Genomic DNA, 18086 nt, shown 5'->3' with positions numbered 1-18086 from the left:
CTTATTTCAATATAGCTATCTTAACTTCGCTAAGTTTTCCCTGGAGGCTATTTGGAAGAATTCTGTATATCTGATGCAAAAATTTGAAATTGAAGAAACGCTCACGAAAGGGAACCTTCCTATGAATAAGATTTAAAAACAAAATCGATTCATAATAGGGTGTCCTGCGGGCATAATTCCAGAAAAAACTCGCAAGTTCTCTGTCTGGCTCAAACCATGGTTTTATGAATGAAGCATAATGTAAAATATATGGATTCCTTCTAGCTTCCATATACTTTTCATAGACATCACCCCCAAGTTCACTCTTAAGATCTTTTGCCAAAAACGGAAGGTTCCACATAACATTCCATTCCGGCTCTAAAAAATGAACCCGGTACTCGCAAACAGAATTTAATATGCACTGATCCAGTACACGAGGATTTGGTAGTATATGGATTTTTTCAACACATTTCTCAAGCAGATTATAATCATTAAACTTTACAACATTAAAGATCAAAACCCCGGCTTGAAAGATGTTTTCAAGATTATTAATCTTGAGATCTTCTCTGAAATACTTTTCCCAGCCATCGATCGTGTTAATTTGCTGAACAACTCCCAAATCTCTGACGGCACCAACAAAATTATCCCCCAAGTCTATATCGAGCAAAACAGACACATCTTGTAGTGCGATAATATCGCAATCCAGATATAATACTTTTTTATATTTCTTAAATATATCAGGAATAAAAAATCGGTAATATGTTGCTAGTGTATAATAAGCCTTAGTCTCGAACAGCCCCCGCAAACCCGCTTTCATATACTCTTTTACGTCATAACACCTTACAGAGATATTTTTTGCTGAGGATAAGGACTCAATGTTTTTAACATGATAGAAAGAAAGGCCTTCGTAAAGAACCACAATATCATAATTTAGCTCATCCAAAGTATTCTCTATAACTGATTGAATTGCGACACACAGATAAGGAACATAGTTTTCATCAGCTGAAAAACAGATTGGAACGTGTCTGTTCTTGAAATAAGGAATTATCATGTACCTAACCCTAGAAATTAAAATTTAAGTTAAAATTTATGCACAGACTATGAAATCAAATCTTGACTATGACTTTTTTACCCCAATCATCCTAGATTAGTAATATATGTTCGTTTGAAAAAATCACTCTGAAAACAACTTGCCCAACAAAGACAAAACAACAGGATAGGCTGAATAATAACTGATCCTTCTCCAAAAGTTTCAATTTATCCAAACAAGATTTTCAGATCTGCTCAGCGGGTAATGACGCATTTTTAAACTTGTCAAATATCATACAGCTTCCTGCCAAAGTTCATTTTAAAAATCCCAGTTTTTTTGCAACAGTAGCGGCTAAAAACCTGATTTCACCGTTGAATACCTTTAAAAGAGGATATTTATTAAGAAATGGTTCAGATGCATGGTAAGGCATACATTTATGTTCCCAATTAAGATGTCTTTCAACGCCTTCCATGGAGTGAATTGATATCTGTCTATTAAAAATCAGATCATAAAGTAAACTGTCAACATTCAAATCACTCCCTACGACTTTTTCAAACCTGTCATCCTCGGAAACAGAAACACCGCCCAATGAAGAAAAAAAAACTTTACCAAAAGCCATTACCTTTGCCCCATAGGCCATGGCCTCAATCAAAACAGTACTGTTAATACCGATAACCAGCTGGGCGACAGCAAGAGTTTGATATAAATCATGGCTACAATCCAGAACAAAATCTGCCCGACTCCACTTCGGAATTTTTGAAACAGACAAAGGGTGGGGTCTTATGATGACTTCGTAGCCATCAGGAATCCATTTTTCGAGCATAGTAATGAATTCTTGATTCGTTTTATAAGGAGAGAAATGGATAATATTGGAGTCAGATTCAATTTGAAGAGGAACCAGAATTAACTTCTTTTTTTTTGCAGGAATAATTTTACAATAATTAGAAATAGCTTGTTTTAAAAGAACTTGCCGCTCAAGTGAAAGAGATTTTGAATAATCATTTTGAGAGATGGAGCTTCTAGCATTAACTCCTAAATTATCACAGCAGAAATAATCCTTTTGGGGTAGCCAACCCATCTCCATAAAAAAAACTTTATCCGCAAAACCTACTTCATTCAGCACTGTCATAAAGTCTTCATGATGACTAGAAAGCCCATTCCAGACTATAATTCTGTCAGGTTTGATCTTTCTTAGTGACTTTTTATAAAAGGCTCTTCTTTTCCCGGATGTAATAACCTTAAGATCTTCGTCCCTAGGGCAATAGACATAAGAGGTATCACGGTTCCCCAAAACCAGATTATGGGTCATCGGTCCAGAACAATTTACTATCCCATAATCCCCCTGCCCACCCTGCAAACGAGAATAAACCCGATCATCAAGTAGACAGAAGACATTACCCCCCTTTCCCCTCAAATACTTTCGTAATCTGACGAGAAAAGCTGATCTTGTAATATCAGGAATAGATTCATAAAGGAGGATTCGCACGATTTGGCTTTCAGCTCCCTATTTTTTCAAAGACTCAAAATAAGTAGACAAGACCTCCTCAGTCTCTCCCACCATTTGGGTCACACCGTTTTCAATCCAGACAACCGAGGAGCAAAGCTCGCGAATGGTCGCGGCATTATGAGACACAAAGAGCACAGTCTGCCCAGAAAGCATTTTCTCTTTCATGACCTTAGTTGACTTTATCCTGAAAGACTCGTCTCCAACCCCTAAAACTTCATCGATAAGCAGAACATCGGGCGACATCATCATAGCAACAGCAAAACCCAGCCTAGCCCGCATACCGGAAGAATAAGTCTTTAAAGGTTCATCAAACCAACCGCCAAGTTCAGCAAATTCATTGATTTCATCAAGACTTGCCTTGGCCTCTTTATATCTGTGCCCCAAAAGCATAGCGCTTAACACTGCATTGTCTCTTCCACTAAGCTCAGCTGAAAATCCCAGCTGCAAAGTCAGCAGAGAAATAGAAACAGGCTCATGCCTGACGATCACCCCGGAATCAGGTAGTATAACCCCTGCGACTAGCCGTAAAAGAGTTGATTTTCCTGCACCGTTTCTTCCGATAACACCTATCGTTTCACCTCTTCTAATTTCAAAAGAAACATCCTTCAAGGCTGTATATAAACCGACTTTTAAAAAACCTTTTCGAACGGAATATTGGCATCCAACATTTTGAAGAGTTAAAATTGTATCATGAGTCATTTCTGACCCAACCTTGGGTAAACATGGTCAAGCTTGAATAACACTGTAACGGAAATCATAAGCAACACTAATCCGGCCAAAGTCAAATATCCAAGATATTGCCAATCAGGCCAATGTGCATACATGAGAACTTCCCTGTAGTTCTTAATCAAACCAGCCATAGGATTCATGTAAATAATAGTGCGGTGCTTAGGAAGTATTACAGAGTCAATATTGTAAAAAATACCACTAGCATACATTGCTAGCTGCAAGATTGTTGAAACAATAAATTTGAGGTCAGGAACAAATGGAACAAAAGCAGCACAAAGAGTACCTATTGACACAATAAATAAAAATTGTATCAGCATCAAAACAGGGAGAGCAACCCAAGTAACAGCAACTGGTGTTGGATAAAAAACTAAAAAAAACAACAGTAAAATCAAAACAAATAGATGTTTAAATGTTCCACGCAATATTACCTCAAAAGGGAAAAAAAACTTGGGAATATAAACTTGTAGCATTAGTTCTCTTCCATTAAGAATGCTTCCTGAAGCCTGATTTATTGCATTTGCAAACCATTGCCACGGCACAAGTCCTGTCAACAAAAATGCCACAAAATGCTCTGTCCCCTTGTTCAAAAAAACCCCAAAAACGAGGTAAAATGTAGACATAGTAAGAACGGGCTCAATCACCCACCATAAATAGTTAAGATAATAGCACGAAACTTCAGTACGAAGGTTTGCGTAGGCTTTAACAGCGAGAAGTTCACAAATAGCTCTCATAGTCAAACTTTACAAACTCTAATCGTAGCACTAAACAAACGGTCTCTACTTATCGGTTCAATGATCAAAGACTCTGCATTTGACCATTCACACAAGGCCCGCCATTCTCCCTCTGGCCAATTAGGATAAACCCCTGAATCGCTCCAGTCACAAAGCTCATCAAAAACAATTATTGCGGCATCACGTAAATATGGAGTGATATACAACAGTACATCCGCAGCCGAAGAATATAAGTCACAGTCAATATGCACAAAAGAAACTTCAACTTGATTATGCTCTAACCATGGCTGCAAACTTTGCCTAAAAAAAACAGAAACCAAAGTTACATTTTTAGCAACAGAAGGAAGCTTTTCTAGCGAAAAATACCCCTTGGGGTAAATACTTTCATTGGAACGAACCCAGTCTTTAGGGAGACCAGTAAAAGAATCAAAACCAGTAAAACTTCTACTTGGAAAATTATTCGCAAGATGGTTTATTGCCCCCCCCTCAAAAACTCCAAATTCCATAAAAGCTCCGGCATGCGATGCAAGCCCGCAAGAAAACCTTAACTGTTCCAACCTATCAGCAAAAACCGGAACATTATCAAGCATTGTAATAGTCAAATCACCACTTTGTCTCAACATATTTGCTCCGGATAAAATTACTTTGAGAAGGTTTGTCAAACCCCGTTAAGCCTCTTTAAAACCAATAAAATAAACGAACCAATTCTCTCTAAATCCGCCAAGCCAATCAATATGAACTTCATCTGGAGAAGAAAGAGCACCTCGTCTATCATCTCTTCGGTGAGTCAATTCATACTTACAATAAGCTGTTTTAAGACAAGCATACTCTGTTAATAACTTAGCTAACCCTTCATGAGTAAAACGCCAATAATCACGAGGATAGGGATGGTAACGGTAAGCAAAAACAGTCGAAATAAAAGCCACCCCACCGGGCTTCAAAACACGGCCAATTTCTTGAGCCAGTAACCATGGTTTTTCTATATGTTCAAGAACTTGATTTGAATATATAAATGAGATTTCTTTATCTTCAAAGGGTAATGGTTTATTCAAATCATGCTGTAGATTTATAGCTGAAGGATCGTCTGGATCAAAATCTAGAACAATGTACTTTGTCCCCTTTCTAAATCCATCGCCTTCCCCCTTACCCCCACCGATATCAAGCATAATAGGAAGCTCACCATGCATTTCACCGCAAGCAACGGAATCCCAGTATACCTCAAGCGTATTTCGCACATCAGTGCGAAAATTACCATATAAACGAGGATCAGCTGTTTTTACACCACTATTATCTAATAAACCATTAGAAGCCTCTTCTGGTAGCACTTTAATTTGTTGCAAACAATTTAACAAAAAGCGAGCCGTGGCGGCATCCCCATATTGGCCCACTAAATTTTCTACGAGCTTATCTGCTGTCAGTGTAATTTTTTCCATCAAAGCCCCACGATACTATTTTAATTCTTAAATGACCAATAGACCTTTCGCAAAAGGTCGAAAATAATTTTACACTTTGGCTGCTTAAACTCAACGTGTTGCAGGAATTTTGCAATCTTGATTTCATAAAGTTCTAAGCTCCGTAAGACATTAACTTTGGCATTGCCACTAGCTTTAGGCATTTGCCTTAAATGATTCTTAAAATCGTCCAACACACTTAAATTTGTAACTTTAGCCTCAGAATAGTGATATTCTAGACAGCTAATCCCTTTTTCAACTTGCTCAAAATGATCTTGCCACGTAGGCACGTCAAAAGTAACCAAGGATCTAACAATTAATTCCCGCTCTTCCGTACAATCACCAAATTGTATTAAAGTTTTTTTCCATTGTCCCCCGTCAATACTATTAATATATTTCATCATATTTTGACCTGCTTCATGAAAAACATCGATATCAGAACAGATCACGGGCACTTGGAGAGCTGCAGACTCGACAAGAGGCATGCCCCATCCCTCTGAAAAAGAGGGGAAAAGCATTGCTTTAGCATTTTTAATTAAGCTAACAAGATCAGCATCCGCAATATCATTTAACTCAATGACATATTCTTTTAAAGCAAGTGCACGGTCCAACATATCAAACACAATTTGGTTATTCCATCCACGATGCCCCACTAAAACCAGATAAGGAGGGTCCACAACATCTTCTACGATCTGACGCCAGACATTCAGTAAAAGCAGGTGATTTTTCCTTGGCTCAATTGTACTTACATAAACAAAATACTTGCTCAAAATCTTCTTATCTAAAAAACGCGGCTTACAAATCTCTTTTTGTAAAAAACAATCTTCTACTCCTATTCTAGTAACAACAACGAAAGGGGGCTCAAAACTGTAACGATTACAAAAATTTTGAAGTTGTTTTCTGGTGTAATTTGAATTGACATAAATGATGTCACCATAAGTTAACATCACTTTTACACGATCAAAATGTATTAGATCATCCCCATCGCGAACATATTCAGGAAACTCAATTGGAATTATATCATGCAAATAATAGCAAAATTTAATACGCCCTAGCACTTTCATAGTCTGAATAACCTTAATATTATCAGCTATGCCATAATGGGAGCAATTAAAATATAAACAATTACAAGTACGATTCCTTTCAAAAATATTTAATAATTCAACATTAATTGATTCGTAACTTCCCTGAGCCCCCTTTTTACCATAATCATATTGCGCTCGCTTGAATTTTTCGAAATTAAAATCTATGCACCCATTCCCCATCCATTTATCAAAAAGAGCATTTAAAAAAAGAGCCACAATGCCAATTTCCACTACAAAATAAAATCCAGCAATCTGAATCAAACCGTTAAATTCACTTTCTTTATCCTCCAAAAAATACATAGCATACCTTATATCAACCCGATCAATCCCTGTAGCATGAGAGGCCACAGATCGGTTGAGTAAGCGGCTCAAATCATAATAAATAACTTTTTTACTCATGTTACTTACCCCACTTCATACCACTAGAATCCTTCACAGCTCCGAAAAAAGGATCCGGAAGACTCTTTTCTTTAAAAATCTTAATATCTCCCATAACATAGCTCCAAAATTCATATTTTAAGGCATCCCTATAAATTGGAACATAAGAATATGGTGAAAGTTCATTCGCAAACCGATTAGGAGATGAAAGAATTTTTTCACTTTCTAGACCAAAATACTTTGCTTCATGCAATGTCCCCGAAGAAAAACTACACACCTTTGGAAAAGCCTGAGACCCCAAAGCCATATAAATATTGTAATCAGCAATTGCCATATTTTTACTTCTTTCAACCAGCCGAGCCGCCTTACTGTTTGTATAATAAGGGTGATGTTTGTAATATACAGTCGGATATACTTGACCCATCTTAATCAATTTTTCAATAATCATGTCATCGTCCACCATAACACCATCGCTAATTAACGATGAATCCACAGCCGTCTGTGCTAGAAAAAGGACTGATCCTTCAGGAATAGCTTCGAAACAAGACAATCGTACAGCTTTGGCAGATATAACTTTAGCAAAATCGTAAAATATATGTTCAGGTGTTTGTAATTCAAAAAGACGCTGGCTCCACTCACTGACATTTGTACGGACTGCAAACATATAGTCATCAAGAAACCTGACAGGGTGTATAGCTAAATCTATATATGGGATGCCGTTGGCCAAAAAGACTTCAATTAAAGATTCACTCGCTTCAAAAGTGACCACCAAAGAATTTTCAATGGAAGATAGCACTTCCTCTTCAATAATTGACTGATACTGTCCAACTGAATATAGACGAGCCCAAGCTTCGACAGAATAGGGCAAATCTGCATTTGAATAAACTCGCCACCTCAAGCTAGAAGTCCCATGCTCATCACCAAAAAGCATTATATGCCCCCCCCCAAGCAAGGAAGAGTATATGTCTCCCAATAATCTATTTAACCACTTAACATTGTTCTTATTAGGAGTCAGAGATAAATTGCTAGAATTTGGATCAATCCGGAACACATCCATTGTAAAAACAATTTTTTTACAGCACCTATAAACTTCGCGTTCTGCAATATAAGACATGCCCACCTCGCTAAATACCCTGTTTTTTTAATCAATTTATACAAAACAAAAAATACAAACTTATCACATTCAAATAAAATGACACGTGCACATTGCGACTTAATTCATTCGACCGTACACATCCTCATACCGCACAATTTAATTTTCTCCTAAACATGCATCAGTATGAATTTCTATCAATTCAAGCGGAATACAGCTCCTACATACCCTGAAGATATCGCGACAACTGCAACCTAAAAAATGCATTCGAACTTAACAACAGACCACTCCAACTTAATGTTCCACATATCCTGAACTATGTTAAAAACATACTTCGACATTGGATACCATATAAATCTTGAACTTGCGTATATATCATTTTACTACTTTCCACTTCGTCAACGCCCCTATTTTAAGCCCGTTATGTAGTAACTCTAAAATAGTTTTCCAAATTTAATTTCTTTATATTTCATAAAAGAGTCTTTCTGTGTTAACCTACTCTGAAATGCTACATAAGTAACGGACAGTCCGCTTTAGGTTAAGCAACTAGTTTTTGTTTACGGTAATATTCCTGCTCAAATCGTTCTGGGAAACAGAACCAAGACCGACATGTCTCCGTTTTCTGCTGTAAAACGATCCCAAGGTAGATAAAAACATCCTGCCTTGCTTGTTCTCGAGCTTTGTACGTCGTACGGTAAACACGTTCTCTTTTCAGCTTACTGAAAAAATTCTCTGCACCAGCATTATCCTAACAATTTCCTCTACGATTCATAATTCTTATACAGCCGTATCTACGAAGAGCTGGTAAAAAGAATAATGGTGTACGAACTCCCTTGTTCAGTGTAAAAAAACACTTCCCGCAGACCGTCTCCATATCTAAAGCCTTACAAGCCAACTCTTCTCAGCGCGATACACGTGCATTTAGAGGAACTCACCCGCAAGTGGCTGAGCATTTGCTGCTCGCCTTTTTGAGGAGTAGGTGGCTGCTGAAATGTGACATACATAATACTTAATCGCGTGAGCAACTGCAGGCGGAGATTATCGGGTCACTCTAGACAAGGTGACGGTGCAATAGTGAAGGGCAATATTACCACCGAGCTAGAGCTAATTTTACGGAGTTTTTTCTGTAGCCATGCACTGTCGCTGCATGTCAATAGATGGTTAATGACGACGCGGATGAGTTTTAGCCGTGCCCTCGCTCTCTCTCTTTTTTCGGTTTATCCGGCTCAAGCGTACTTTTCAATACATGAAGCAACGTCACGGCTAAAACTCCTGAAAACCGATGCCACCTACAAGCTTACAAATAGAAGTTAACCATTCTATATACTCACAATTCTGTTTTATTTATAGTTCGCTTCAATATAGATGACGGCAAATTAAAAATAAATTAAATTATCATCCATGAAAACCATTATTCTAGGCGACATCCACGGAGACTTTCAAGTCATCAACCACCTGGTTACAACTGAGCAGCCAGACATAATTATCCAATGCGGAGATTTTGGCTACTGGCCACATCAAAATGGTTGGCCGCCGGCAGATCCACCTTTAAAGCTCGGCAACACAAAACTATACTGGTGTGAAGGTAATCATGAAGATCATGAGGAGCTGGCAAACATAACTGAATCCGGACAACTTGAAGTTGCACCAAACTGTTTCTATCAACCGCGAGGCTCAATATTAGCTCTGCCTGATGGTCGGAATGTGCTTTTCTTCGGAGGAGCAGACTCTACGGACAAAGAGTCTAAAATTGAAGGGAAGAGTTGGTTTTCAAATGAAATCCCGGCTGCAAATGACTTTGAAAAACTTGATCCGAACCAACACATAGATATTGTTGTGAGCCACACTTGCCCGAGTTCATTTGTACTCAGACGCACACCACCACTAGGATACAGCAAAGTTCCATGGCTTGCTAAAGCCGATGATCCAACACGAGATATTCTTGACCTTATTTTACAAAAATATGAGCCCGCACAATGGTTTTTCGGTCACTTTCACATTCACCAAGTTGGCAAGTTTCAAAACACAGACTGGATGGCCCTTGCGGTCCCTTTAGATGATGAAGAAACTTGGTGGGCTGAGTTGTAAAAAACTTTATAAAATCCTAACTATTAAATTCCAAACGGTTTTTGTGGTGTTCTTTGTCGCCTATTCTCCTTCCTTTTATGGGCCTTTTCACGCTTATCATCCCACAAAGCCCATGAACAGACACCAACCACAAAAACCAGTATACTACAAAGTACTATCGAATTGATTTCCATATTATTTCTCCCTTTCCACAGTACATTAATAACTGCAGGTAATTCAATTCCGAATAAACCCTTACAAAACTCAAGCTACTTAATAACCTACTTAAATCTGAGACATATCGTCCATTCTATCATAAGTTCTATTAGCCCATCCCTCTATAGAATCAGGGAGAATTAGCCCTTTGTTATTTGAAGGTGTTTTAGGATGTGAAATTCTCAAGTGGCCTTTTTTACCACAAAATTGAGTTAGTAACTGTACCGGCCAAGTAAGAGAGGTCCGCACAAGTTCATATTCAAGATGTTCAAGATCCTTTTCCCACGTAGCATAGCTTCTTACCATCAAAATTCTTGTCGACAGAGGCTTATCCGCATCGGATGTATCAACCTCCAACAGATGAAAAACTTTTCCTTTAACCTCAATCACTACCACAGCCATACATCTAGGATTTCCGTCTGTTGAAAGCAGGTGCTTTTTACAACGCGAAACTGCGGGTAATTTTCTAGTATTCTTAGAGAGCATCTTACAATCGTGAGTATCTACTAAATTTTCAACCATATTTAAAAAGCAACTGAATTTGCTTTCAAACAAATGATCATTCTCCGTTTGATCATTAGTCGTGTCCCATTCTCCCCCCGGAAAACCTTGTCCGGCAACAGACTCTTCAGCGCTCACGTCAAGATGATGGGAATCGCCTCCTTCCTCCTGTGGCTTTTGTGAAGTAATAGGCTTCTTTTTTTCCGAAACTCTGAGAGTTACAAAGGGTTTAGAAAATTCAAAAACAACTTTATCTCCGTCTATCAGACGCCGGGCCGCATCAGCATTTGCAACTTCGTCATCATGCACATTATATTGATCAATAGTACTTGGAGCGACCGAAGTGCCACCATGCGTAGATTCGGCACTTGGAGTATTAAAATTAGGGTGATACATCTCAATTTTCTCAGGTATATTTGCGCTGATATTCTTTATGCTCTCAATTTCATAGACAAAAAAGCATTTAGTTTTTTTGTCATGATATCCTCGCAGACCTAAATTTGCATCTGGAAGTTCTGGAGGATCAAAATGAAAGTCCCATTTCCAATAATCTCCAACCTGATAACCCGACGTTTTTTGGTTACGTCCAATACTTTCATAAGACTTACGAGCTTGATCATCCAACAATATCCAACTTAAGTAATTGCGACTACTTAATTCACGAAAAAGTTCAAGGGGATAACAAGAAGTTGGCATAATATTAATACGTATAACTTCGCAGTTTCCCTCACGAACAATTTGAAAATCAAAATCTAAGGTATCTGGTTCCATTGCAGCTCTTGCAAGATATGAATCACGAAAAAACAAAGCTCGAGCCAATTCAAGCTGCGGCAAGTAGATAGTCAAACCATTTTTCGTTTTAAGGACAAAACAAAATTGTTCACAATCTTTTCGCGAAGAAAATCCTTCAATCGGGCAATCTTTAATTTTCTTAACGCACCAGCCCTTAGTTGAAATAATACTTAAGTTAATATGGCTCCCCGCAGCCTTCGCTATACATGTTGGATTCACAACCCTTTTGCGAGCTATTGCGGATGCATTGGATAGAGTTACCGAATCGCTACCTTTCTGACCTGAAAAACTGATACTAATCCACCACCGAGAACCTTTAATTCTTCTGCATAAAGATCCTAGATAGTTAATGATGGCATCAGGCTTAAACTTATCAAATATATAATTGCTCACAATCTATCTCATATGCTTCAAATACAATTCTGCTTCAGCACAAATCCGCTCATCACTCAGGCCAGCCAACCTTAATATTTTCCATCTCTGCAACGATTCCTTCGCAGAGTTTAACTTTCGAATAGTAAGAGCTAATCTTCGAATTTGGTAACTAGGAATGTCTTCACAATTTTTTTCAAAAAAGTTTACTGCCAATGGAAGCTTACTGAGATTCGTTTCAATAGTAGCCTTAGCTCCAAGTTGATTCAAATACCAATTTCTAGAACGCCTTGGCCCTTCGAAGTCCTCCAAAGAACTTTGATGAATATCTTCCAGCTTCTTCAAAACATTCTGATCCCGCTTTGTCCAATCAACACGTTTGTTTTTCGATCGCGAAGACCTACGATGCTGACCGTTTATTTTCATCAACCAAGCCCGATCATTCCGGTACAACCAAGCATATATAGCTGCTCCACCTGAAGAACGGGCCTTCTTCACCCCAAACTCTTTAAGAAAAACTTCCCATGATTTGCGTATGTCGAGTGTCTCTTGACAAGGAGTATGAGCTGAAAAATCCACAGGGCACGTGACAATATTCTTTGGAGTTAAACTCAAGGCTTCCTTGAAAACAGATCTAAAATTCCATCTGTCACCTAGGAGAGTCCCTAAGGTAACTATATGTTCCAAGTAGCTAAAAGATTTTCGATGTTTTCTAAAAATTGATTTCAACCAACACGAATTAGAATCTATTGGGAATAGGCCGTGTTTTTTAAGCCATCCTGCAGACCAATTTGATATAACTTTCTCAAAAATAATATCATGCAAGACATTCTTTCCTTTTGTGCAGCCCGCATCTTCAGCCAAGGATTTGTAGTAGGCTCCCCATTGCTCAAAAGATGGTGATTTGATTGGGGGGAGATTCAAAAGCTCATCAATACGTATCGCTACACGGAATTCTTCTGTACTACTGGGTATAAAAAAAAGGTCATCATGTTTATGGGGAGCGAGATCAAAAAATTGGTGGCGATGTCGGCTGTGCAATTCAACATGAGACTTTTTCAATCTGGCATGGTGCTGGCACACATCTGCGCCAGTTACCTGCCAACCACGTTTCCAGTAATATTCGCCATAATGGTCCAGTTGCGTCTCAAGACATTTAGGACAATATCTCAAAAAACGTATTTGCTTTATACGAGAGGCGGCCACTCCAAGCGCTAGGTGAACCGCTCCTTTAGACTGTCCAGCCATCCATTTTAAACACTGAATTCTCCTTTCTTCAGGAACAAAAGGAGCGTAGAGAGGGAAAAGGGTGTGCTTGTATATGATATTTTTAACATCAAGCTTCAGCGATTCAGGATACAAGCCTGAAATCCTTCCAAGGTGACACGGCAGATCCGGTGTAGCAATAACCTTGCGGTTGGCAAAGACTTCATCAAGCAACTGTTTGGGACTGGTTAACCCCATATGCACACCTGCCCGCGCCACAGTGCTGTATATTAGCTCATCAGGGTATGGCACGGGGAAATTGAGCATGATTAAATCACCTCTTGCAGCCAAGAATCCACATCAAAAATAAGGGACTCATTTTTCAACTGCGTATACATGCCATCTCCGTCGACTTGTGAAAAAGTAAAACGTAAGTCACTTGAATCCAATGTATTCCAATCTTTCTTAGGAACAGACGTTGCTCTTTTATGCTTTGCCTTTTCAGGTTCATAATTACCCGATTCGTACCAATCCAAAACAGTTGGCACTAACTCACGCACAGAGAGCTCTGGCGACTGAACAAAGACCTTTTTCACAAGGGGAATTACCCGTGAAGCCTCACACCCCATGCCGATAAGTAGAGTATGCAACCTTTCTGCCTGTTCATTCCCTTCATAAATGACATGGGGGGAATCATCTCTATTTGCCACGTCAGCTATTGCTGAAGAGAGCTCAAGCATTTTTTTATCTATTCCGGGTAACGTCAGGTCCGAGTATTGTGCAATTCTTTCTGGATCTTTAGACCGAAGAGCCGCCAGCATAGGGTGAACAGGCTTGAATTCCTCTTCGTAAACCTTTTCTAAGAGTTTAGGTGTTATCCGTTCTGTTCTCGTGGAAATTGCCCTGAGTTGCGCCAGAACAAACAGCTTAACTACAATATCGAGAACGCCCTGAGACAAGTCATACCAGCACTCTCGCACCTCATCACTTAGCACCTCATCTCGTTTCTGCAACCACTGGTACTTCCATAGAACATCAGTAAATGCTCTCCATGCAGTCTTGGAAGGCACTCCTGTCTGAGGATCAATCGTAGGCGTTGGATTTTCCATAGGCTCCCAAAGTAAGGCCCCAAAACCTGAGCTCCTCCGAGCCGAGCGCAAATCATTCTCAAAAATGGGTCTAGCCTTGGGAGTTCCAACTAAAATTACAGGCAGACCAATTGTATTGACCAATGTAACGAAGAAATTAAGCATCATGTCTACACCGCCAGACCTCCCTATGCTAAGATGCTGAATTTCATCAATTACCAGAACACCCAACGAAAACTGGTTGGCCACATGTGACATAAGGCTGAGCAATGTCTCAATACTATGTCTTTTCTTTACATATTTTGTCTCATAATCTGTATGTAATACCTTATCTAAAGCTCGAAAGAAATGAATGCACAAACTTTTAAGACTACCATCATGTGGACAGTCTATTTTCAAGTATACTACTTGAGTTAAATTATATTTTTCATGAAAAATTACTGTTGGATATGTGGATAGAATGCGCTGGAGAGTTGTGGTTTTTCCACTTCCAGAACACCCTAATAGCAAAAGGCTGGAGGCAGTTGAAATGGCATGATTGAATCTAAAAGATTCCATATCACCACTCAGAATCCTCTCATAACCATTTTGCATGTGCTTGTTGCGGGAGCCGTCACTAAGATTCCTACCAACGTACCCACGTCTAATCATTATGGATAGCTTTTGCTCAAGACTGATATGTGCGGATAAAGGTTGGAAAAAATCATCGAGTAGCGCAGGGATCATATGGGCGCGTAGACGACCATCAACAAAAATATCTTGAGCATCAAACTTAACTTTGCCAATCAGTCCTGCCTTAACCTGTTCAAAGGTCATTTCAGGAGGCAACGCTTCAATATAAGGATTACCCACATAGCTAGGAATAACTGACTCGATATAAACTGCTTTAATCATATTTTCCGGGAGTGCCATTTAACTATCCTCAGTATCAAAAAGTTCATCGATATAATCAGGATAACTGTAATCTTCTTCCTGCCGATTCCCCTCTAATAAAATTACTTTTGCAGGAATATCTTTCGACTCCGTTTTAGGTTTATAAAACTGAATACCCCTTTCTTTATCTTTTTCTTGAGCCTTATTGCTTTGGATTCCACGTAAGCGTGCGGCATTACTCATATGACTTTTATCTGGCGCGTTACGCCCTGCTTCTTTAATTGTTTGAGCTACTAAACTTTCAAGCTGCCTTTTTTGCGCCGATGCCTTCAGTTTACTCTCTGCTACAGCTTGCTTTTGCTCATTTTTGACCTGCCATACATCCCAAAAAGAACACTCTTGAAATTCTCTTGAGCGAGTAGTCAGCTTACAGACCCAGTAATCATTCTTCCCTTTGAAAGGAAAAAGATAGATGCAGTCCGCTGAAGCAGGATCATATGCAGCATACAATCCTACAGGTCTACGGATGTCCTTTGAGCGGTGCATCCACCCACTTTCAACTATTTCTGGAGATGTATAATATACACCAAAAACAGAAATTCCTAAATCAGAAATAGTAGCTTTAGTTCTGGGCAACAAACTTATCCTAAGAGCATCCTCAGAAGCAGCTCGCAATCGTCCGGTTCTATGCTGGATTCCCCAGTTCCAAAGTGACAATGGGGTCATATCTAAATCCACGGGCATATCAATATTACGATCATACTTTTCAAGAACATGAAAATTATTGTGATACCAGACCGAATTAAGGATGATTTTTTTAAATTCACTGACAGAAAGAGATGCTTCAAGGCGGTAGTCCTTTCCTCCGCGTTTCTTGATCAATGTCTTCCCTACAACACCAGGAGCAAAAGGTTTAAAATCGGACTGTATGGTTCGGAAACTACGTTCAACAATCCCTTTTGCATCGCCTCGATAAGGAGGAGCATTCTCAATCCGTACCCCAAAGCTACTCTCCAAGGCTTCGATCTGATGTCCAAGCAACTCGCCGCGATCAGCAAGAATTGCGTTAGGTAATCCCACAATAGGCCAATCATCATAGGTAATATCTAATCCATACAGCTTGCACCATTCAACTTTATCAGTCATGGCAGAAGCAAGAGCTTGCATCGCAGCCGCATAAGAAGGGGATTCAAACCCAACATAAAACCCTGCAACCATCCTGCTGAAAACGTCAATCACCATATAGATCACTGGGCGTCCGACAATATTTCCTCTATCGCTGTCAGAGACGAGATATATATCTGCAATTGTAGCATCAATTTCAAAACGAGACCCCGGACCGAGCACGTTGCTATTAGCCGTTCCTATTAGTGGACGTTTATCCTTATTGTACTCGATGAGACAGGTTCTTTTCTTCAGCTTCTCAACCTGCCCATACTCACGTTTATAAAAATGGAGCATCTGCCACTTTGTCGGAATTTCAGACTCAGGAGTGTCAGGGAAATAATTTTTATAAAGCTCCATGAATCTTCTATGCGCATAGGGAAAACTAAGACCATTATCTTTCAAAAGATATCTATCAATAGCTATCCTGAAGAGTCGCTCAACCTGTTTATCCACTCCGACACCAACACCCGGAGTATACTTCCGTGGTCTACCTAGTTTTTTGCCTACAGCCTTACGCTTTTTGCCCTTGGCCCCTGATTTTTTATAATCTGGAAGGAGGGCATTGGGAGTTTGTCCACGCTGCCAATAACGACGCAACAAATTGTACAAGGTCTTTTTTATAGTTCCATTTTCAGCAACAACCCCTTTTATCAAAGCGGCTCTTATCTTAGGCTCAAAAAACTGAGGATGAACAACAATAGGCTTTATTAGTTCATAATTTTTATCACGCTTATTGTATGAGGAACTCTCTAGCTCTGGAACAATATACGCCAACTCTTCATAAGGATCTTCAGAGCGGGACAACATGCCTTGCTCGATTGAGTTTGATAAATCATTCAAGTACACAGCGGAGGGCATGCCAGAAGTTTTATCAATACAAATCCAGACAACTTGATCGCCAGCAAGAGCTAAGACCCTATATTTCAAGCCTCCATAATTGAGGACCTCATTGACTCTAAACATTTACAGCCTCCAGCAACATATCGAAATCTGCCATTTCTAACTCATTTGCTCTTAGCTTCAGGTATGACTTCGATATATCAAAAACAAAAAATCTTTTTGCTAACAGTTGTCGCAATTCCAATAAAGACTCTCCTTTCGGTAATTGGTATGCGACATCCAACGACTTTGTTATGTCAATAATCTTTGAATCTGGTTCCTGTTCAAAACAATAAGCGTAATTTTCAGCCTGTTTGACCAACGTTTTAGCAGATATTTCGTCACCTTGCGATGGATACAACCATTCAATATTGCTAAAAACAGCCTGAGAGATCTCCAACTCAGTAATAAGAAACCAAGGGATTTGCTTTGTAACCCAATACCGTCTTTCTAATTCAAGTTTTTCAACTGTTCTTGGATCAGAAAAATCCTTGGTATATTTTGCCTGTATGACAAACTTCGGTAGCGAATCCCTTTTTGTATTCACAAGAAAATCAGAAGTCATGTAATGAGGGGTTCCACAAAAGGAGGGGTGGTCTATTCGTGCTTCGGCAGCAAGCTCAAGAGTTTCCTCCCTTCTTAATGGAAACTGCTCCCTGATATCAACCGTGTGCTCCCCCCATTCAAGAGACAAGAAAATGGCTAATTCCAGATCTGAAAGAAGATGGTGCGTTCGTTGAGATTTAAATCCATAAATTCTATGAGACCTTCCTCGCGATGAAATATCCCTAACCTTGATCCACGGAATATATTCATGGCCATGTCCGGTACCACGTCCCTCTTTGATCCATCTTTGAAACTTCAATTCAATTTTTTCACTCTTAATTTTTGCCATAAAAAAGCCGCTCCTGATTACTCTTTTATAGAGCGTATCACGAACGG

Annotated in this window: 14 protein-coding genes; 1 reads left to right on the top strand and 13 read right to left on the bottom strand. The window is 39.3% G+C overall.

Annotation, left to right across the window (positions count from 1 at the left end; translation table 11 throughout):
* Nucleotide 1: 1 nt before the first annotated feature.
* From B9N78_RS14915 to B9N78_RS14880, 8 genes are all read right to left on the bottom strand, one after another.
* Nucleotides 2-1030, bottom strand: a complete 1029-nt coding sequence (locus B9N78_RS14915; protein WP_085103714.1) for a glycosyltransferase family 8 protein — start codon at nt 1028-1030, stop codon at nt 2-4.
* Between the two features lie 292 nt (nt 1031-1322).
* On the bottom strand, nt 1323-2495 hold the full coding sequence (locus B9N78_RS14910) for a capsular polysaccharide export protein, LipB/KpsS family (RefSeq protein WP_137982561.1): 1173 nt from the start codon (nt 2493-2495) through the stop codon (nt 1323-1325).
* An 18-nt stretch (nt 2496-2513) separates the two neighbouring features.
* The gene (locus tag B9N78_RS14905) at nt 2514-3215 is read right to left on the bottom strand and encodes an ABC transporter ATP-binding protein (RefSeq protein ID WP_085103710.1); all 702 of its coding nucleotides are present in this window, start codon (nt 3213-3215) and stop codon (nt 2514-2516) included.
* Nucleotides 3212-3976 carry an ABC transporter permease gene (locus B9N78_RS14900; protein WP_085103708.1) on the bottom strand — a complete coding sequence of 255 codons (765 nt, stop codon included), beginning with the start codon at nt 3974-3976 and terminating at the stop codon, nt 3212-3214. Before B9N78_RS14900 ends, B9N78_RS14905 begins: the two co-directional genes overlap by 4 nt.
* 2 nt (nt 3977-3978) lie before the next feature.
* On the bottom strand, nt 3979-4638 hold the full coding sequence (locus tag B9N78_RS14895; RefSeq protein WP_137982560.1) for a class I SAM-dependent methyltransferase: 660 nt from the start codon (nt 4636-4638) through the stop codon (nt 3979-3981).
* A 6-nt stretch (nt 4639-4644) separates the two neighbouring features.
* The gene (locus B9N78_RS14890; RefSeq protein WP_085103704.1) at nt 4645-5409 is read right to left on the bottom strand and encodes a methyltransferase domain-containing protein; all 765 of its coding nucleotides are present in this window, start codon (nt 5407-5409) and stop codon (nt 4645-4647) included.
* Between the two features lie 20 nt (nt 5410-5429).
* Nucleotides 5430-6911, bottom strand: coding sequence for a glycosyltransferase family 4 protein (locus B9N78_RS14885; protein ID WP_085103702.1), 1482 nt, complete (start codon nt 6909-6911; stop codon nt 5430-5432).
* 1 nt (nt 6912) lies between these two features.
* Nucleotides 6913-8004, bottom strand: coding sequence for a polysialyltransferase family glycosyltransferase (locus B9N78_RS14880; RefSeq protein WP_137982559.1), 1092 nt, complete (start codon nt 8002-8004; stop codon nt 6913-6915).
* A 1380-nt stretch (nt 8005-9384) separates the two neighbouring features.
* Between B9N78_RS14880 and B9N78_RS14875 the strand changes: the two genes are divergently transcribed.
* Nucleotides 9385-10071 carry a metallophosphoesterase family protein gene (locus B9N78_RS14875; protein ID WP_085103698.1) on the top strand — a complete coding sequence of 229 codons (687 nt, stop codon included), beginning with the start codon at nt 9385-9387 and terminating at the stop codon, nt 10069-10071.
* Between the two features lie 264 nt (nt 10072-10335).
* Here B9N78_RS14875 and B9N78_RS14870 read toward each other — a convergent pair whose 3' ends face one another.
* From B9N78_RS14870 to B9N78_RS14850, 5 genes are read right to left on the bottom strand one after another with little or no spacing between them, the layout of a single operon-like run.
* Nucleotides 10336-11952, bottom strand: coding sequence for a Tn7-like element transposition protein TnsE (locus B9N78_RS14870; protein ID WP_085103696.1), 1617 nt, complete (start codon nt 11950-11952; stop codon nt 10336-10338).
* Nucleotides 11953-11955: 3 nt separating this feature from the next.
* Nucleotides 11956-13488, bottom strand: coding sequence for a TnsD family Tn7-like transposition protein (locus B9N78_RS14865; protein WP_137982558.1), 1533 nt, complete (start codon nt 13486-13488; stop codon nt 11956-11958).
* The gene (locus B9N78_RS14860) at nt 13467-15137 is read right to left on the bottom strand and encodes an AAA family ATPase (RefSeq protein ID WP_085103693.1); all 1671 of its coding nucleotides are present in this window, start codon (nt 15135-15137) and stop codon (nt 13467-13469) included. The genes B9N78_RS14865 and B9N78_RS14860 overlap by 22 nt, the downstream gene beginning before the upstream one ends.
* The gene (locus B9N78_RS14855) at nt 15138-17228 is read right to left on the bottom strand and encodes a Mu transposase C-terminal domain-containing protein (protein ID WP_085103691.1); all 2091 of its coding nucleotides are present in this window, start codon (nt 17226-17228) and stop codon (nt 15138-15140) included.
* A complete protein-coding gene (locus tag B9N78_RS14850; RefSeq protein WP_085103689.1) occupies nt 17221-18039 on the bottom strand; it encodes a TnsA endonuclease C-terminal domain-containing protein in 819 nt (272 codons plus the stop codon). The genes B9N78_RS14855 and B9N78_RS14850 overlap by 8 nt, the downstream gene beginning before the upstream one ends.
* Nucleotides 18040-18086: the final 47 nt, after the last annotated feature.

The sequence above is a fragment of the Desulfovibrio gilichinskyi genome, from assembly GCF_900177375.1.
Classification (GTDB): Bacteria; Desulfobacterota; Desulfovibrionia; order Desulfovibrionales; family Desulfovibrionaceae; genus Maridesulfovibrio; species Maridesulfovibrio gilichinskyi.
Note: the sequence above shows the minus strand (reverse complement) of the source record. Positions and strands in the feature narration are given on the sequence as shown.

Excerpts from the sequence above, each read along its gene's own strand:
- B9N78_RS14880 (WP_137982559.1), bottom strand. The coding sequence starts at position 8,004 with ATGTCTTATATTGCAGAACGCGAAGTTTATAGGTGCTGTAAAAAAATT.
- B9N78_RS14855 (WP_085103691.1), bottom strand. The coding sequence starts at position 17,228 with ATGTTTAGAGTCAATGAGGTCCTCAATTATGGAGGCTTGAAATATAGG.
- B9N78_RS14905 (WP_085103710.1), bottom strand. The coding sequence starts at position 3,215 with ATGACTCATGATACAATTTTAACTCTTCAAAATGTTGGATGCCAATAT.
- B9N78_RS14900 (WP_085103708.1), bottom strand. The coding sequence starts at position 3,976 with ATGAGAGCTATTTGTGAACTTCTCGCTGTTAAAGCCTACGCAAACCTT.
- B9N78_RS14915 (WP_085103714.1), bottom strand. The coding sequence starts at position 1,030 with ATGATAATTCCTTATTTCAAGAACAGACACGTTCCAATCTGTTTTTCA.
- B9N78_RS14860 (WP_085103693.1), bottom strand. The coding sequence starts at position 15,137 with ATGGCACTCCCGGAAAATATGATTAAAGCAGTTTATATCGAGTCAGTT.
- B9N78_RS14890 (WP_085103704.1), bottom strand. The coding sequence starts at position 5,409 with ATGGAAAAAATTACACTGACAGCAGATAAGCTCGTAGAAAATTTAGTG.
- B9N78_RS14885 (WP_085103702.1), bottom strand. The coding sequence starts at position 6,911 with ATGAGTAAAAAAGTTATTTATTATGATTTGAGCCGCTTACTCAACCGA.
- B9N78_RS14850 (WP_085103689.1), bottom strand. The coding sequence starts at position 18,039 with ATGGCAAAAATTAAGAGTGAAAAAATTGAATTGAAGTTTCAAAGATGG.
- B9N78_RS14875 (WP_085103698.1), top strand. The coding sequence starts at position 9,385 with ATGAAAACCATTATTCTAGGCGACATCCACGGAGACTTTCAAGTCATC.